Origin of the sequence: Veillonella sp. ICM51a, assembly GCF_000524355.1 — a bacterium.
GTDB lineage: Bacteria > Bacillota > Negativicutes > Veillonellales > Veillonellaceae > Veillonella > Veillonella atypica.
This window is the reverse complement of record NZ_JAPX01000019.1, coordinates 1-16,300: the sequence shown is the minus strand read 5'-3', so window position 1 is coordinate 16,300 and position 16,300 is coordinate 1. Positions and strand designations below refer to the sequence as shown.

At 39.3% G+C, this 16,300-nt stretch carries 16 protein-coding genes; 15 read left to right on the top strand and 1 reads right to left on the bottom strand.

What is annotated here, in order from left to right; translation table 11 throughout:
* The first annotated feature begins 10 nt into the window (after positions 1–10).
* From rfaE1 to dut, 15 genes are all read left to right on the top strand, one after another.
* On the top strand, positions 11–1,489 hold the full coding sequence (rfaE1, locus tag HMPREF1504_RS02755; RefSeq protein ID WP_038123222.1) for a D-glycero-beta-D-manno-heptose-7-phosphate kinase: 1,479 nt from the start codon (positions 11–13) through the stop codon (positions 1,487–1,489).
* Entirely contained in the window at positions 1,486–2,451 is a 966-nt protein-coding gene (gene rfaD, locus HMPREF1504_RS02750; protein WP_005383876.1) for an ADP-glyceromanno-heptose 6-epimerase, read from the top strand. The genes rfaE1 and rfaD overlap by 4 nt, the downstream gene beginning before the upstream one ends.
* Before the next feature lie 52 nt (positions 2,452–2,503).
* Positions 2,504–3,004: a D-glycero-beta-D-manno-heptose 1,7-bisphosphate 7-phosphatase gene (locus tag HMPREF1504_RS02745; RefSeq protein ID WP_005378926.1), complete on the top strand. Its 501-nt coding sequence runs from the start codon at positions 2,504–2,506 to the stop codon at positions 3,002–3,004.
* Between the two features lie 51 nt (positions 3,005–3,055).
* The gene (locus tag HMPREF1504_RS02740) at positions 3,056–4,075 is read left to right on the top strand and encodes a glycosyltransferase family 9 protein (protein WP_038123220.1); all 1,020 of its coding nucleotides are present in this window, start codon (positions 3,056–3,058) and stop codon (positions 4,073–4,075) included.
* On the top strand, positions 4,075–5,112 hold the full coding sequence (locus tag HMPREF1504_RS02735; protein WP_038123287.1) for a glycosyltransferase family 9 protein: 1,038 nt from the start codon (positions 4,075–4,077) through the stop codon (positions 5,110–5,112). The genes HMPREF1504_RS02740 and HMPREF1504_RS02735 overlap by 1 nt, the downstream gene beginning before the upstream one ends.
* Positions 5,113–5,115: 3 nt before the next feature.
* On the top strand, positions 5,116–6,099 hold the full coding sequence (locus tag HMPREF1504_RS02730; protein ID WP_005380957.1) for a 3'-5' exonuclease: 984 nt from the start codon (positions 5,116–5,118) through the stop codon (positions 6,097–6,099).
* A 46-nt stretch (positions 6,100–6,145) separates the two neighbouring features.
* Positions 6,146–7,537: an aminopeptidase gene (locus tag HMPREF1504_RS02725; protein ID WP_009660869.1), complete on the top strand. Its 1,392-nt coding sequence runs from the start codon at positions 6,146–6,148 to the stop codon at positions 7,535–7,537.
* A gap of 51 nt (positions 7,538–7,588) precedes the next feature.
* Positions 7,589–7,966, top strand: coding sequence for a hypothetical protein (locus HMPREF1504_RS02720; RefSeq protein WP_038123218.1), 378 nt, complete (start codon positions 7,589–7,591; stop codon positions 7,964–7,966).
* A 133-nt stretch (positions 7,967–8,099) separates the two neighbouring features.
* Complete coding sequence (locus tag HMPREF1504_RS02715) at positions 8,100–9,077, top strand: ABC transporter substrate-binding protein (RefSeq protein ID WP_005378884.1); 978 nt, start codon at positions 8,100–8,102, stop codon at positions 9,075–9,077.
* Between the two features lie 24 nt (positions 9,078–9,101).
* Positions 9,102–10,082, top strand: coding sequence for an ABC transporter substrate-binding protein (locus HMPREF1504_RS02710; RefSeq protein WP_038123216.1), 981 nt, complete (start codon positions 9,102–9,104; stop codon positions 10,080–10,082).
* A 14-nt stretch (positions 10,083–10,096) separates the two neighbouring features.
* Positions 10,097–10,969, top strand: coding sequence for an ABC transporter permease (locus tag HMPREF1504_RS02705; protein ID WP_005378866.1), 873 nt, complete (start codon positions 10,097–10,099; stop codon positions 10,967–10,969).
* Between the two features lie 10 nt (positions 10,970–10,979).
* Positions 10,980–11,777 carry an ABC transporter ATP-binding protein gene (locus HMPREF1504_RS02700; protein WP_005379071.1) on the top strand — a complete coding sequence of 266 codons (798 nt, stop codon included), beginning with the start codon at positions 10,980–10,982 and terminating at the stop codon, positions 11,775–11,777.
* Between the two features lie 185 nt (positions 11,778–11,962).
* On the top strand, positions 11,963–12,229 hold the full coding sequence (gene rpsO, locus HMPREF1504_RS02695; protein WP_005379030.1) for a 30S ribosomal protein S15: 267 nt from the start codon (positions 11,963–11,965) through the stop codon (positions 12,227–12,229).
* A 385-nt stretch (positions 12,230–12,614) separates the two neighbouring features.
* The gene (locus HMPREF1504_RS02690) at positions 12,615–14,684 is read left to right on the top strand and encodes a polyribonucleotide nucleotidyltransferase (protein WP_038123212.1); all 2,070 of its coding nucleotides are present in this window, start codon (positions 12,615–12,617) and stop codon (positions 14,682–14,684) included.
* A gap of 10 nt (positions 14,685–14,694) precedes the next feature.
* Positions 14,695–15,144: a dUTP diphosphatase gene (gene dut / locus HMPREF1504_RS02685; RefSeq protein WP_009660864.1), complete on the top strand. Its 450-nt coding sequence runs from the start codon at positions 14,695–14,697 to the stop codon at positions 15,142–15,144.
* Positions 15,145–15,217: 73 nt separating this feature from the next.
* Here the strand turns inward: dut and HMPREF1504_RS02680 are convergent, their stop codons facing one another.
* Positions 15,218–16,204, bottom strand: a complete 987-nt coding sequence (locus HMPREF1504_RS02680; protein ID WP_038122762.1) for an IS30 family transposase — start codon at positions 16,202–16,204, stop codon at positions 15,218–15,220.
* Positions 16,205–16,300: the final 96 nt, after the last annotated feature.

Here is a 16,300-nt window from a genome sequence, read left to right as displayed (position 1 = left end):
AAGGGGACCTATGATTACAAAAACAGTGAATGAGTTTTTGACAAATTCATTACCGAACCTAAACATTGCAGTTATTGGTGATGTTATGGTGGATCGTTATGTATTTGGCGATGTAAGCCGTATTTCACCAGAGGCTCCTGTGCCGGTCAATCGCGTATCCTCTGTGAAAGAAGTGCTTGGCGGGGCAGGTAACGTAGCGTCTAACTTAGCCAATCTCGATTGCCATGTCTATTTAGGGGCCGTAGCTGGTGTCGATGACCATGGTAGAGTGCTCGATAACTTATTGGCCGCTGATCATATTGATACATCCGGTCTCATCCATGATGAAAGTCGGTCTACGATTACTAAAATGCGTATTTTAGGTGACCGTCAACAAATGATGCGCCTCGATTTTGAAACGATTACACCTATTACAGCTGCTGAAGAAGAACAATTAATCAGTTGGCTAGAAGAGCTTTGTCAACGTGGATTACAAGGCATCGTCATATCCGATTATGGAAAAGGCGTATGCACACCGACATTGTTGCAACATGTGTTCAAGTTGGCGAACACTTATCAAGTACAGACCATCGTAGATCCTAAGGGTGCTGATTGGTCCAAATATGATGGTGCTACATGTATTACACCGAATGTAAAAGAATTGGGTGAATCCTTAGGTCGTGTGATTCCAAATGATGATGCATCAGTTATCGAGGCGGCTAAGGAAGTACTTAATAAGGTTAATATTAAATATATTATCGGTACTCGTTCCGCTAAGGGTATTACCGTTGTGGCTAAGGATGGCAGAACTTGGCATAATCCAGCAACACAACAGGATGTATTTGATGTGAGTGGCGCTGGTGATACGGTTGTGGCCATGATGATTTCTTGCTTGGCCAGTGGTTTATCCATGCGCTTAGCGTTACATATCGCCAATGGCGCTGCTGGTATCGTCGTATCCAAGGTGGGGACATATCCAATTCATCGCCAAGAATTGATAGATTTATGGCGCTCTGTGCGACAATTGACTACTTCTAGTCCTTTATATACGAAAGAAGAAATGAAGGCGTTAATCGATAAATGGCAAAGCATGGATGAAACCGTTGTATTTACAAATGGTTGCTTTGACATTTTGCATCGAGGGCACATTACCTATTTACAAGAGGCGGCACAACTTGGCGGTCACCTCATTATTGGACTTAACTCTGATGCGTCCGTTAGACGGTTAAAGGGTGAAACAAGACCTATCGTATCCGAAGAGGATAGAGCTGCCTTATTAAGTGCCTTACAATGTGTAGATGGTGTTGTCCTTTTTGAAGAGGATACGCCTGCTGAACTATTAGCTTATTTACGCCCTAATATTCTTGTTAAGGGCGGCGACTATAAAAAAGAAGATATCGTAGGTAGAGAATCTGTAGATGAAGTAGAAGTACTTTCATTTAAAGAAGGGTACTCCACATCAGATATCGTAAAGAGAATAGCCATTATGGCTAAGGAGGGGAAATTATGATTATTGTAACTGGTGGTGCCGGTTTTATTGGTAGTAATATTGTGAAAGCCTTAAACAAACGAGGCCGTAATGATATTTTGATCGTCGATGATTTAACAGACGGTCGTAAAATTCGCAATCTCCAAAATTTAGATTATTTAGATTACATTGACTGTGATGATTTTGATGCTGCTATTGCAGACGGCACATTCAATGTAGGTCCTATTGAAGTCATTTTCCACGAAGGCGCATGTGCAGATACGATGGAATATAATGGCAAATATATGATGAAGAACAACTATGAAGGTTCTAAAAATCTTTTCCATTATTGCCAAGATCGTGCTATTCCTTTCATTTATGCATCCTCTGCATCTACGTATGGCAATGGTACAAATGGATTCGTGGAAACGCCAGAAGCAGAAGAAGCGTTGAATCCATATGCATATTCTAAGCTCTTATTTGACCGTTATGTACGCAAATTTGAAGGCGAATATACAGCACAAGTTGTAGGTTTGCGTTATTTCAATGTATTTGGTCCTAACGAAGCGCATAAGGATAAAATGGCATCTCTTGTACGCCAAATGTTCTATAAGAATCAAGAAACAGGTGTTATCAATTTGTTTGAAGGCACAGATGGCTATGAAAATGGTGGTCAAACACGTGATTTCATCTATGTCAAAGACGTGGTAAATGTAAACTTCTATTTCTGGGAACATCCTGAAATTTCTGGTACATTCAACTGCGGTACAGGTCACGCACATAGTTTCAATGAATTCATGCAAGCTGTTATTGACTATAATGGTAAAGGTCGCATTGAATACATTCCGTTCCCAGAAGTGTTGATTGGTAAATACCAAAGCTTTACTGAAGCAGACACGACTAAATTGATGGCTGCTGGCTATGATAAAGGCTTTACACCATTAGCTGATGCCGTAAAAGAATATTGTGAATTATTAGATAATAACGAAGGTTACTTGCGTTAATTTGTTGTGACAGATTAATGTCAATTCTTTAGATAATTGTAAAGGATGCAGTATGAGAAAGGTGTTATTCCTCGATAGAGATGGGGTTATCAACAAGGATGTTTCCTATCTCTATAAGATAGCGGATCTACAGTGGGTTGATGGTGCAAAAGAAGCATTGAAATTAGCCCATGATTCTGGTTATGAACTTATAGTCGTAACAAACCAAAGTGGTGTGGCACGAGGTTATTATAAGGAAACCGATGTACAAATCCTACATGATTATATGGGGAATGAACTGTTTAAAGCGGGTGCACCTATTTTACATTTCTATTATTGCCCACATCACAAGGATGGCACTGTAGAACGCTATGCCGTCGATTGTAATTGTCGTAAACCAAAGCCTGGTATGATTTTGCAAGCTATCAAGGATTTTGATGTTGATGTAGAACATAGCTTTCTTATCGGTGATAGCCAACGTGATGTAGATGCTGCTGAGGCTGCAGGGGTAAAGGGATATCTGTTTACAGAATCCAATCTATTACATTTCATGAAAAAGATTTTAAAGCATTAATTTTTGGATGAACCACATTTATGTGTATTCTTCGTTCATAGAGGGGTTATTATGAAGGACTATTCCAATATACTCATCATAAAAATGAGTTCCTTAGGTGATGTCATTCACGCATTGCCAACATTATATGCATTGCGCCAAAATTTGCCGCACGCAAAAATTACCTGGGCCATACATGAACAATTTGCGAGCCTCTTGCCAGGTACCCCTTGGGTGGACGAAGTAATTATCATCGATAAGAAACAATTAAAATCGCCGTCTTATTTATGGAATCTTCGTAAAGAACTACATAGTCGTCATTTCGATATGACCTTAGATTTACAATGTATCGCCAAAAGTGCCATTGTATCTCTACTATCGGGTTCTCCTGAGAAATATGGCTATTGGGAACTTCGCGAGGGCAGTCAATTAGTTAATAAAGCTCTAGTAGGAGCTCATAAATATGATCACGTTATTGAGCGCTATCTCGATACGGTACGTGCCTTAGGTGGCGAAGTGGATGGCGTGGAATTTCCAATGCCTCATGACCATGCAGCAGAAGGGAAGATTCGCAACCGGCTATCCGAACTAGGTGTAACCGATGATTACGTTGTCGTTGTACCTGGTGCGCGATGGATTGTTAAGGAATGGCCGTTGTTAAATTTTGGTGAATTATGTATTCGCCTTTGTGAAAGTGGTAAAAAGGTGGTCATTGCAGGTTCGCCTGATGATAGTGAAAAGGGTCAATTTATAGAAAACTATGTGAAGAGCGATAATCTCATTAATTTAGTTGGTCAAACGACCATGGCTGAGTTAATCGAGTTGATTCGTCACTGCCATATTTTCATCAGCGCTGATACGGGACCTTTACATATTGCAAACGCGTTAAAGAAACCATTAATCGCGTTGTTTGGTACGACATCACCGCATAGAACGGGCCCATATGGGGGCAGTCATGTACATCTTATTATTTCTCCTACCTCGAAGGCTACACCTGAACAGCCGCTAGTAGATGATCCCGACTGTATGGCACAAATTCCAGTAGATGCGGTATGGGATGTGTATTCTGAAATGTTGAGAAAGGATTTATGATGGAACTTGATTATAAACGTATTGTCGTAACCTTTCTCATGCATTTAGGTGATGTAGTATTAACGACTCCATTTCTAGAGGTGTTGCGTAAAGCAGCACCTCATAGTCATATCACCTATGTGATTGATGAAAAGTTACAAGATGTGATGAAATACAATCCTTATATCGATGATTTGATTACGGTCGATAAAAAAGGACGTCATAATAGCATTAAAGGGTTAAATGAAATCGCTCGTCGCATTAACGACCAAGGTCGTCCAGATATCGTTATCAACCTGCATCCTAATGAACGTACATCATATTTGGCATGGAAAATTCAGGGTAAGGTAACGACAGGGATGAGTCATTTCCTATTTAGACCATTTATGACGAAATATACCCGTCTTGATCGCAAGACACGTCATGCTGCTGATATGTACATTAACGTATTAGAGCAATTAGGTGTCACCGACGTAGCTAATCACGGATTACATATCGAGACTAGTAAGGAATGGAATGACGAGGTATTCCGTTTTTATAAAAGCCAAGGCGTTATGCCTCGAGATAAGATTATTGGTTTTAATATTGGCAGTGCAGTGCCTGAAAAACGATGGCCTGCAGAACGCTTTGCAGATGTAGCCGATTATTTTGGCAATAAAGGGTATAAAACTGTATTCTTTGGGGGCCCCATGGATTTGGACATGGTAAAACCTGTTATAGAACAGATGAAGACATCGCCAATCGTGGCTACAGGTGCTTTTAAATTGGGCCCTTTAGCTGCGGCCATGAAATGGTGTGACTTGCTGATTACGAATGATTCTGGACCTATGCATGTAGCTATTAGTCAGGGTGTTCCTATCGTAGCCCTTTATGGACCGTCTAATCCATTTTTCTATGGTCCTTACCAAGCAAAATCTATTGTACTTGAGTCGATGGACCATTATGAAATTGGTAAAAGTATGAAACAGGTTATTAAAGAAGGCAAGTATAAAGGTATTTCTGTTATTACCGAAGAACAAGTGATTAAGGCAGCTGAAACATTACTGCAGGAATCGTAAGTTATGGATTATATTATTTTTGATTTAGAGTGGAATCAACCATATAGCAACGACATTAGCTTTATGAAGCGAGCACGGATGCCGTTGACCGGTGAAATCATTCAAATCGGAGCTATTAAGCTCAATGAGAATTTAGAGATTGTGGATTCATTCACAATGTATGTAAAACCTAAATATTTACCACATATGCATAAGCATGTGAAGGCCCTTACAGGAATCACCAATCAAGATTTGAATCGAGGTGTCCCATTTAGGGCGGCCTATAGTCATTTTCAACAATGGTGTGGCAAGGATTATATGCTCCTATCTTGGGGCGCTGACGATATTCTTATATTGCGAGAAAATTTATTGCTCCATAAATTAAAGAGTATCGACTATGATTCTTGGGCGGATGCACAGATGCTATACAGCTATCAACGATATGGCACGACACAACAGTACTCCGTAGCTCATGCTATGGAGGATTTACATATATCATCTGAAGAATTATCTGCTCATAATGCACTTCACGATGCTATATTTACGGCACATATCTGCCAAAAGCTAGATTTGCCAACAGCATTATTGCATTATGATTCCATACGGAAAGAGGCGCCAAATCCATTTTTATATCCACCGGGTTTGACCTTCTTTATGTACGATAACTTTCAAGAAAAGAAACGTATCGTATATGATAGACGAGTGCGATTATCCTTTTGTCCTTATTGCCAAAGTCGGTTGGAAACGACACGTCCTGAGCGGATACAAGGAGATAAGCATTTATCTATAGGCATTTGTCCGAAACACGGAGCATTTGCCATTCAGTTAAAGGTAGGAAAATATACGATTAAGTCGGGAATTACCAAGTTTTATGTAACAAAGGTATTGAGTCATAGTACTGATGAAATCGATAAACTATATAGAGAAAAATCGGAAATTAATCGAGAGAAAGAGCGGCTCTATTATGAGCGCCGTCAAAAAGAATTATTAGAAAAATCAAAAGCATAACACACGATATACTGTGCTGTATGCTTATATAGAAAGGAATAAAATTATGGAACGTAAATATGCTTGGCATAATTATGACGAACAAACATTACAAGACGTGATGTCATTAGGTGACTCGTATCGTCAATTTTTGGATAATGGTAAAACAGAACGCGAATGTGTCATTCAATCTGTAGAAGCTGCCAAAAAAGCTGGCTATGTTGATTTAAAAGACTTGATTAAATCTAACACGCCAATTAAAGCGGGCGATAAGATTTACTATACTCATATGGATAAATCTATTGCGTTATTTAATATCGGTACCGATGATTTAGACCTCGGTATGAATATCCTTGGTGCTCATATCGATTCTCCGCGCATTGACGTAAAACAAAACCCTCAATATGAAGATAGCAATTTGGTGTTTTGGGATACACACTACTATGGCGGTATAAAAAAATACCACTGGGTAGCTATGCCGCTTGCCATTCATGGGGTTGTAGTAAAAACAGATGGTACACGCATCAACATTAATATTGGTGATAAAGAGTCTGATCCTGTATTCTGCATTACAGATTTATTGCCTCATTTAGGACAAGAACAAATGCAAAAGAATGCAGCCAAGGTGATTGAAGGTGAGGCTCTTGATCTTCTCATCGGTAGTCGTCCTGTTAAAGATGAAGAAAAAGAAGGGGTTACTAAATTTATTAATAACCTCCTTGAAAAAGAATATGGATTTGTAGAACGCGATTTATTATCTGCTGAACTTGAAATTGTACCAGCTGGTAAGGCGCGCGATATGGGCTTTGATCGCTCCATGGTATTAGCATACGGCCAAGATGACCGTGTCTGTGCTTATACATCCTTAGTAGCTATGCTCGAAGTTGATAAGGTAAAACGTACGACTTGCTGTTTATTGGTAGATAAAGAAGAAATTGGTTCCGTTGGTGCTACAGGCATGCAATCTCGCTTCTTTGAAAATGCGGTAGCAGAAATCTTAACATTGATGGGGAAATCTAATTCAGTAAATGTGCGCCGTACATTGGAAAATTCGCGTATGCTATCCTCTGATGTTAGTGCTGGATATGATCCATTGTATGCATCTGCTTTTGAAAAGAAAAATGCTTCTTACCTCGGTATGGGCGTCGTATTTAATAAATTTACCGGTTCTCGTGGTAAATCCGGTTCCAATGATGCCAATGCAGAATATATGGGTTTTATTCGCCGTGTAATGGAATCTAATAACGTAACATACCAAACGGCTGAACTCGGCAAGGTTGACCTTGGCGGTGGTGGCACCATTGCGTATATCATGGCCTTATATGGTATGAATGTAATCGACTGCGGCGTTGCTGTTCTTAGCATGCATGCACCATGGGAGGTTACATCTAAGGCCGATATTTATGAAGCAAAACGTTGTTACGTAGCATTTTTGAATGCAGATGATGAAACAATCTAGTATGATGGGGCTTTCACCATTGGTGAAAGTCCATGTTATGTGAGGTATAGGATGAAACAAACGGAATTAGGCGCTGCTATCGAGGCGGCGAAGGGAGAGGCAACAGAGGTTAAGACCGTAAAGGTCGATATTTTTGATATTCCTGAAACAAAGGCAAAAGAGTATATCGCTACCCGCGAAGAGGTGGCTAAAGCTGCTATGGAGGCCATGAAACCATATTGTGTGACTGTTAAACGGGAAACCTTAGATGAAGATGAAGGGGAAGCCGTTGTGGGCTATTATGTAACAGGAGAAATTTTAATGTGTGTCATTCTTGACCCATTTGAAGTGCCCGTAATGAAGGTGGCCCTCGATAAGGGGACACTAAAAGAATACATTCTAGCAGCCAATGAATTGACAGAGGATATGCTAGCTTCTCTAGATAAATAATAAATCTGTTAGAATACAATATGTGCTCTACATAAGGACAAATGTAAAATACTTTAGTCTGATACATTGATGTAGTGCTCAAAGTTGTTTATAATAGAAGTATTATTATTTCGAATATAGGAAGGAAGACCCAATGAACTTGAAAAAAGGCATTGCCCTCGCGCTCACGGCGGCAGCATTGATGGCTTTCACAGGCTGTGGCACAAATGAAACTACATCTAATGGAGAATATAAGGTTGGTGTTGTACAACTCGTAGAACATCCAGCACTAGATGCGGCAAATAAAGGTTTTGTTGATGCTCTTAAGGAAAAGGGCTTATCTGATAAAATTACCTTTGATCAACAAAACGCACAAGCTGACCAATCTAATTTGAATAGTATTGCACAGCGTTTTGTATCTGATCGTAAAAATTTGATTTTAGCAATTGCTACGCCAGCGGCTCAATCCATGGCAAATGCAACTCATGATATTCCAATCTTGGGTACAGCTATTACTGATTACGAAGCTGCTAAACTTGTTAAATCTAATGAACATCCAGGTGGTAATGTATCCGGTACATCTGATATGAACCCTGTAGAACAACAAGTAGATTTGATTTTAAAAGTATTGCCAAATGCTAAAACAATCGGTACGATTTATAGCTCTAGCGAGGTAAATTCTCAAATTCAAGTTGAAAAGATGAAAGCTTACGCAGCGACAAAGGGCATTAAGGTTGAAGAGGTTACTGTTTCCAATGTAAACGATATTCAACAAGCGGCACAAAACCTTGTATCTCAACGTGTTGATGCCATTTATGTACCAACAGATAATGTGGTAGCATCTGCTATGAGCAATCTTGTAGCGATTACCGACCCTGCAAAAATTCCTGTATTCGGCGGTGAAGATAACCACGTAAAAGGCGGTGCGGTTATGTCCTTATCTGTAGACTACTACAAACTTGGTTACCAAACTGGCTTGATGGCGGCTAAGGTTTTAACTGGTGAAGCTAAAGTCGAAGATATGCCGATTGAAATGCAAAAAGAATTCAAATTAGTTGTAAATAAAGATAAATTACAAAAATTGGGCATCACCTTACCAGAGGATTTGATGAACAAAGCAACTATGATTTAATACTTAACTGGTAAGGAGTTACACATGAATTGGAAAAAAGGTATTGCAGTGGCACTTAGTGCCATCACTGTTATGGCAATGGTAGCTGGTTGTGGTTCCAATACTACTACAACTAGTGACCAAAAGAAAATTGGCGTTATTCAATTAGTAGAACATCCATCCCTTGATGCTGCTAATAAAGGCTTTGTAGATGGCCTTGCATCAAAAGGTTTTAAAGATGGTGAAAACATTAAAATCGACCAACAAAATGCACAAGCTGACCAATCTAATTTGAATAGTATTGCTCAACGTTTCGTATCTGATAAAAAAGATTTAGTACTAGCAATTGCAACGCCAGCAGCACAAACAATGGCGAATGCATCTCATGAAATGCCAATTATGGGGACCGCTATTACAGATTACGTAACAGCTAAACTCGTTCAATCCAATGAACATCCTGGTGGCAATGTATCTGGTACATCTGATATGACACCTGTTGAAAAAGAGGTAGATCTTATTATCGCATTAGTACCTAATGTAAAACGTATTGGTGCAATTTACACATCTTCCGAAATCAACTCCCAATTACAAGTTGAAAAAATGAAAGCCTATGCTGCTACAAAAGGTATTACAGTTGTAGAAGCTACAGTTTCCAACGTAAACGATATTCAACAAGCAGCAACAAATCTTGTAAATCAAGATGTACAAGCTATTTATACACCAACAGATAATGTATTAGCATCTGCTATGGCTAATTTAGCACAAATTACAGATGCTGCTAAAATTCCAGTATTTGCAGCTGATGAAGGTATGACAATGACTGGTGGCGTAGCAACATATTCTGTAGATTACTATAAATTGGGTTATCAAACAGGTTTGATGGCAGCTAAAGTTCTTTCTGGCGAAGCAAAAGTTAGCGATATTGCCATCGAAACACAAAAGGATATTAAATTAACTGTCAACGAAGAACGTGCTAAAAAATTAGGTATCACCATTCCTGATGCACTTCGTAAAGATATGAAATAAAAGAGGAGATTTTGATGTTAGATTTAGTGGTAGGCACCATAACAACAGGCCTTTTGTGGTCCTTGTTGGCGGTCGGTGTATTCATTACCTTCCGCGTTCTTGATGTGGCCGACTTGACTGTTGAAGGGACATTCCCAATGGGGGCGGCCATTTCCGCCATCTTGATTACAACTGGTATGAACCCAATTCTTTCTATCTTGATTGCTGGCGTAGGTGGCATGGCTGCCGGTGCTGTAACAGGTTGGATCCATACAAAATTAAAGATTCCTGCATTGTTAGCTGGTATCTTAACGATGATTGCTTTATATTCCATTAACCTTCATATTATGGGGAAAGCAAACGTATCCTTACTTCGCATGGATACAATTTATACAATTATTGGTAGCGTGCTTCATACACCAAATATGTGGTCTGCTGCCATTGTTGGTGTTATCGTAGCTGTTGTTGTATGTTTATTACTGTTCTGGTTCTTCGGTACTGAAATTGGTACCGCATTACGTGCAACAGGCGTTAACCCTCAAATGATTCGCGCCCAAGGCGTGAACACAGATAATATGATCGTTCTTGGTCTATTGATTTCCAATGGTTTCGTTGGTATGTCCGGTGCGCTTATCGGTCAATTCCAAGGCTTTGCCGACGTAGGCATGGGTATTGGTACCATCGTAATCGGCTTGGCATCTGTTATTATCGGTGAGGTTGTATTCGGTACAAAATCCTTTGTTCGTAGCCTCATTGCTGTAGTACTTGGCTCCATCGTATATCGTATTGTTATCGCTGCCGTGCTCTACATGGGTATGCCACCAAACGATTTAAAATTATTCACTGCTATTCTTGTTGCCATCGCGCTTTCTTTGCCTACATTGAAAGCCAAATGGTTAGCTCGTTAAGGAGGACACTATGTTAGAAGTAAAAAATATGGTAAAGACCTTCTTTAAGGGCACAATTAATGAAAAAACTGCACTACAAGGCATCGACCTTCGCTTAGAAGAAGGCGATTTCTGTACCGTAATCGGTGGTAATGGTGCTGGTAAAAGTACATTGTTAAACTCCATCGCTGGTGTATTTCCTGTTGATGAAGGCAGTATTACCATCAATAATATTGATGTAACAAAAATGCCAGAATACAAACGTGCTAAATACATCGGCCGTGTATTCCAAGATCCTATGGTTGGTACAGCAGGCAATATGCAAATCGAAGAAAACTTGATCCTTGCGATGCGCCGTGGCAAAAACTTAGGCCTTAAATGGGCTTTCAAAGATAGTGAACAAGCATTCTTTAAAGAACGCCTTGCACTATTAGGTCTAGGCCTTGAAGATCGTCTATCTGCACGGATGGGCCTATTATCTGGTGGTCAACGTCAATCTATCACATTGCTTATGGCTACTATGCTTCGTCCTGATTTATTACTCTTGGACGAACATACAGCAGCACTTGATCCTAAGACAGCTGAAAATGTATTGCAATTAACAGATAAACTTGTTTCAGAACATAATCTAACAACCCTTATGATTACGCACAACATGCGTGATGCATTGCGCTTTGGTAATCGTCTTATCATGATGGACGCTGGTCGTATCATCTATGATGTAAAAGGGGAAGAAAAGAAAAAATTAACAGTTGCTGATTTGTTACAAAAATTTGAAGTAGCTGGCGAAGGCGCGCTAAGCGATCGTATGATGCTCGGTTCAAAATAAGTAGCTAAATAATATGGTCTAAAAAAGAGGGGATATTATCCTCTCTTTTTTCATGAAAACCTTTACACTATGGGGATTATACTGTATACTTAACTAAGTCATAAGACATATCGTAAGCGAAGTATTCGAATCTCCAACGGTTACTTAAGCTTATCGGGATTATTATTTTTTAGGAGGTAACATTAATGTTAACTACAGAAGCTAAATTAGCAGTTATTAAAGAATACGCTACTCATGAAGGTGACACTGGTTCTCCAGAAGTACAAGTTGCGATTTTAACAAGCCGCATCACATACTTAACTGAACACTTGAAAGAACACAAAAAAGATCATCATTCCCGTCGTGGTTTGTTGAAATTGGTTGGTCAACGCCGTAACATGCTTGACTACCTTCGTCGTAAAGATATCGAACGTTACCGTTCCCTTATCGAACGTCTTGGTCTTCGTAAATAATACAATTAGCCGTCCATTTGGACGGCTTTTTTATTTTATTTCCTTGTGTTATAATGAATTTAGGCAAAGGGAAACAACTGCCGATAATCTATTGTGGAAACACAGAAAAAAGGACAGAGCGGCGACTCTGTCCTTTTTATTGTGCTAGTTGCTATTTAAATCTACTATCTAGCCACTTGATGATGTAATGGCAAGTTACACCACCTATGATAGTGATTATAAGGGAAACAACATAATCCACTATAGAAACACCTCCTTTCTGTTGCCAGAATAGGAGTTAGCAACAATTAAAGTATATCATATGGATAGAAAAAATAGCCTAATTTAATTAGATGATATATAATAATAAGGTATACGTATAAGAAGATTTTTAGGAGGAATAGGAATGGAACAATTCCAAATGGACCTAGCTGGTCGTACACTTACGATCGAGACTGGGGAACTTGCAAAACAAGCTGGCGGTGCCGTAATGGTTGGTTATGGCGATACACGCGTACTCGTTACCGCTACAGGTTCTAAAGAGGCGAAGGATATCGATTTCTTCCCACTCACAGTAGATTATGAAGAAAAAATGTATGCTATTGGTCGTTTGCCAGGTGGCTTTATTAAACGTGAAGCACGTCCACCTGAATCTGCTATCTTGAATAGCCGTTTGATTGACCGTCCTATTCGTCCATTATTTGATAAAGGTGTACGTAATGAAGTACACGTAGTTGCTACCGTTATGTCTGTAGATCAAGATTGTGATCCTGCTATCTGTGGTATGATTGGTGCATCTGCAGCATTATCTATTTCCGATATCCCATGGGCTGGCCCAATCGCTGGCGTTCGTATGGGTCGTGTAAATGGTGAATTTGTCGTTAATCCAACAAAAGCACAATTAGAAGAAACTGACCTTAATATCGTAGTAGCTGGTACTAAAGACGCTATCCTCATGGTTGAAGGTGGCGCGCAAGAAGTTCCAGAAGAAACAATTCTTGAAGTTATTATGGCTGCTCACGAAGAAATTAAGAAAATCGTTGCATTCCAAGAAGATGTAAAAGCTAAAGTAGGCAAGGAAAAACGCGTATTTGAAAGCAAAGACGTACCTGCTGAAATCGCTGATGCAGTTCGCGCATATGGTCATGATAAACTTGATGCAGCCGTTCGCTGTGCAGATAAACAACAACGCGATGCACAAGAAACTGAAGTACGTGAAGACGTATTAGCACATTTCTCAGACATCTACCCAGATAACTTAGCTGATGTAAATAAAGCATTCGATGCAATGACGAAGGAAATTGTTCGTCATATGATTACTGTTGAAAAAATCCGTCCAGATGGCCGTCAACTTGATGAAGTTCGTCCAATCTCTTGTCGTACAGGTGTATTGCCTCGTACACATGGTTCCGGTCTATTCACACGTGGTCAAACTCAAGTATTGAACGTAGCTACTGTAGCACCATTGTCTGAAAAACAAACAATTGATGGCATCGGTTTAGAAACAGAAAAACGCTATATTCACCACTATAATTTCCCATCCTTCTCCGTAGGGGAAACTCGTTCCTCCCGTGGTCCTGGACGCCGTGAAATCGGTCATGGTGCTTTGGCAGAACGCGCATTGGTACCTGTCATTCCTAGCGAAGAAGAATTCCCATATGCATTGCGTCTTGTATCTGAAGTATTAGAATCTAATGGTTCTAGCTCCATGGCTTCCGTATGTGGCTCTACATTGTCTTTGATGGATGCTGGTGTGCCTATTAAAGCTCCTGTAGCTGGTATTGCAATGGGTCTTGTAACACAAGGTGAACACTACACAATCTTAACAGATATTCAAGGTATGGAAGATGCTCTTGGCGATATGGACTTTAAGGTTGCTGGTACAGCTAAAGGCGTAACTGCTATTCAAATGGATATTAAAATTTCCGGTTTGTCCCGTGAAATCCTTCATGAAGCATTGGAACAAGCTCATAAAGGCCGCATGCACATCATGGGCATTATGTTAGATACCATTGCTGAACCTCGTCAACAAATGTCCCAATACGCTCCACGCATCATTATAATGAAAATTGATCCAGACAAAATTCGTGACGTAATTGGTTCTGGCGGTAAAGTAATCCGTAGCATCATTGACGAAACAGGTGCAAAAATCGATATCGAAGATGATGGTACTGTATTTATCGCTTCTGTAGACCAAGAAGGTGCTGCAAAAGCGCAACAAATCATCGAAAACCTTACTAAAGAGGTTGAAGTAGGTGAAGTATACCTTGGTAAAGTAACTCGCTTGATGGCATTTGGTGCTTTCGTGGAAGTATTACCAGGTAAAGAAGGTCTTGTACATATTTCTAAACTTGCAAAAGAACGCGTTGAAAATGTAGAAGACGTTGTAAATGTAGGCGACGAAATTATGGTTAAGGTTATCGAAATCGATAAACAAGGCCGTATTAACTTGTCCCGTAAAGATTGTTTGAAATAAGAGGTGTTACATGGATATTCGTGGCTTTGAAGTAGTTTCTGCTTTTGAAGAACAAAATATCAATTTACCAACACGTAAAACTACAGAAAGCGCAGGCTATGATATTGAATGCGCTGAAGCTGTTACATTAGAACCTAATCAAGTAGTTCTTGTGCCAACAGGCCTTAAGGCCTTCATGGCATACGACGAATATCTTGCTATACACATCCGTTCTAGCATGGCTATCAAACGCAAACTAGCACTTGTGAATAGCACTGGTATCATCGATAGCGATTACTACAACAATGAGGACAACGAAGGTCATATCATGATTGCCCTCCTAAACTTTGGCAACGAACCTGTTACCCTTGAAAAAGGCGAACGCGTTGCGCAAGGCATTTTCTCTAAATACCTTATCACTAATGACGACGACGCTACAGGCGTACGCACAGGTGGTATCGGTAGTACTGGGACTATGTAAACTATATATAATTCTTTATAGAATGGTGAAAGCCGCTCAACTTAGGTTGGGCGGCTTTTTGTGTCTTGAATTGTCAAGTCAAATGCAACTCTACTGAATGATAAACCTCGTATGGAGTTTTCCAATTTAAGCATTTGCGCGGTCTAAGATTTATTTCTTTCATTTTTGCTTCAACATAGCTATCTGATTGATTAATATCCACAGTTTTCGGGAAATATTCTCTAAGCAATCCATTGGTGTTTTCGTTTGTTCCTCTTTGCCAAGGATGATGTGGAAATGGAAAATAAAATTCTACTAAATTCAACTCCTGACTAATTTCTGCATGTTTAGAAAACTCTTTCCCTCTATCTGGAGTTATTGTTTCTAGAGGTTGATTTTTTAAAAGCTTAATCATCGCTTGTTTGACTAAAAATGCATTCTTTTTTGCAATTTTTTTACATAGCAGATACCTACTTTTTCGATCAGTTAATGTTACTAAGCAAGCCTTACCAGTCTGCCCCATAACTGTATCAGCCTCCCAATCACCTAATCGTTCTCGATTATTTGCAGGAGCTGGTCTATCTGTAATTAAATTACTAATTTGAATTTTTCCACGTCTTTCTTCATAATTTTTTGTATGACGACTTTTACCACGATGTCGTAGTTTGCGAACAACTCCTCTATTTCCATGTGATAATTCTTTTTCATCAAAACGACCATTATATATTTCCCTGTAAATTGTATTGTAACTAATAGTGAAGCTTGAATTTTCAAATTTCAATCGAGAGGAGATCTGTTCCGGAGACCATTGATGTCTCAAAAATAAATTCTTTACACATTCATATAGACTTGGATTATCTAGCTTTTTTCTTGGTTTACAATTAAAGCGTCTATTTTTATATCTGTCATGGGCTTCACAAGGTATGTACTCGCCATTTTGACTATTTCTTTTGATTTCTCTTGATATAGACGATTTATTTTTCCCAAGTAAAATTGAAATTTCTGTTTGATTTTTTCCTATATCAATAAAATGTTTTAGAATTTCGCGCTCTTTTAGTGTAAAATGAGTATAATGATTCATGGCTCCTCCTGATTTTTAGATGTCTTTGCAAACACTATTTTATCAGAAAGCCATGAATCTTTTTTAGTTGCACTTAGATTATAAATTCAAGGTAAA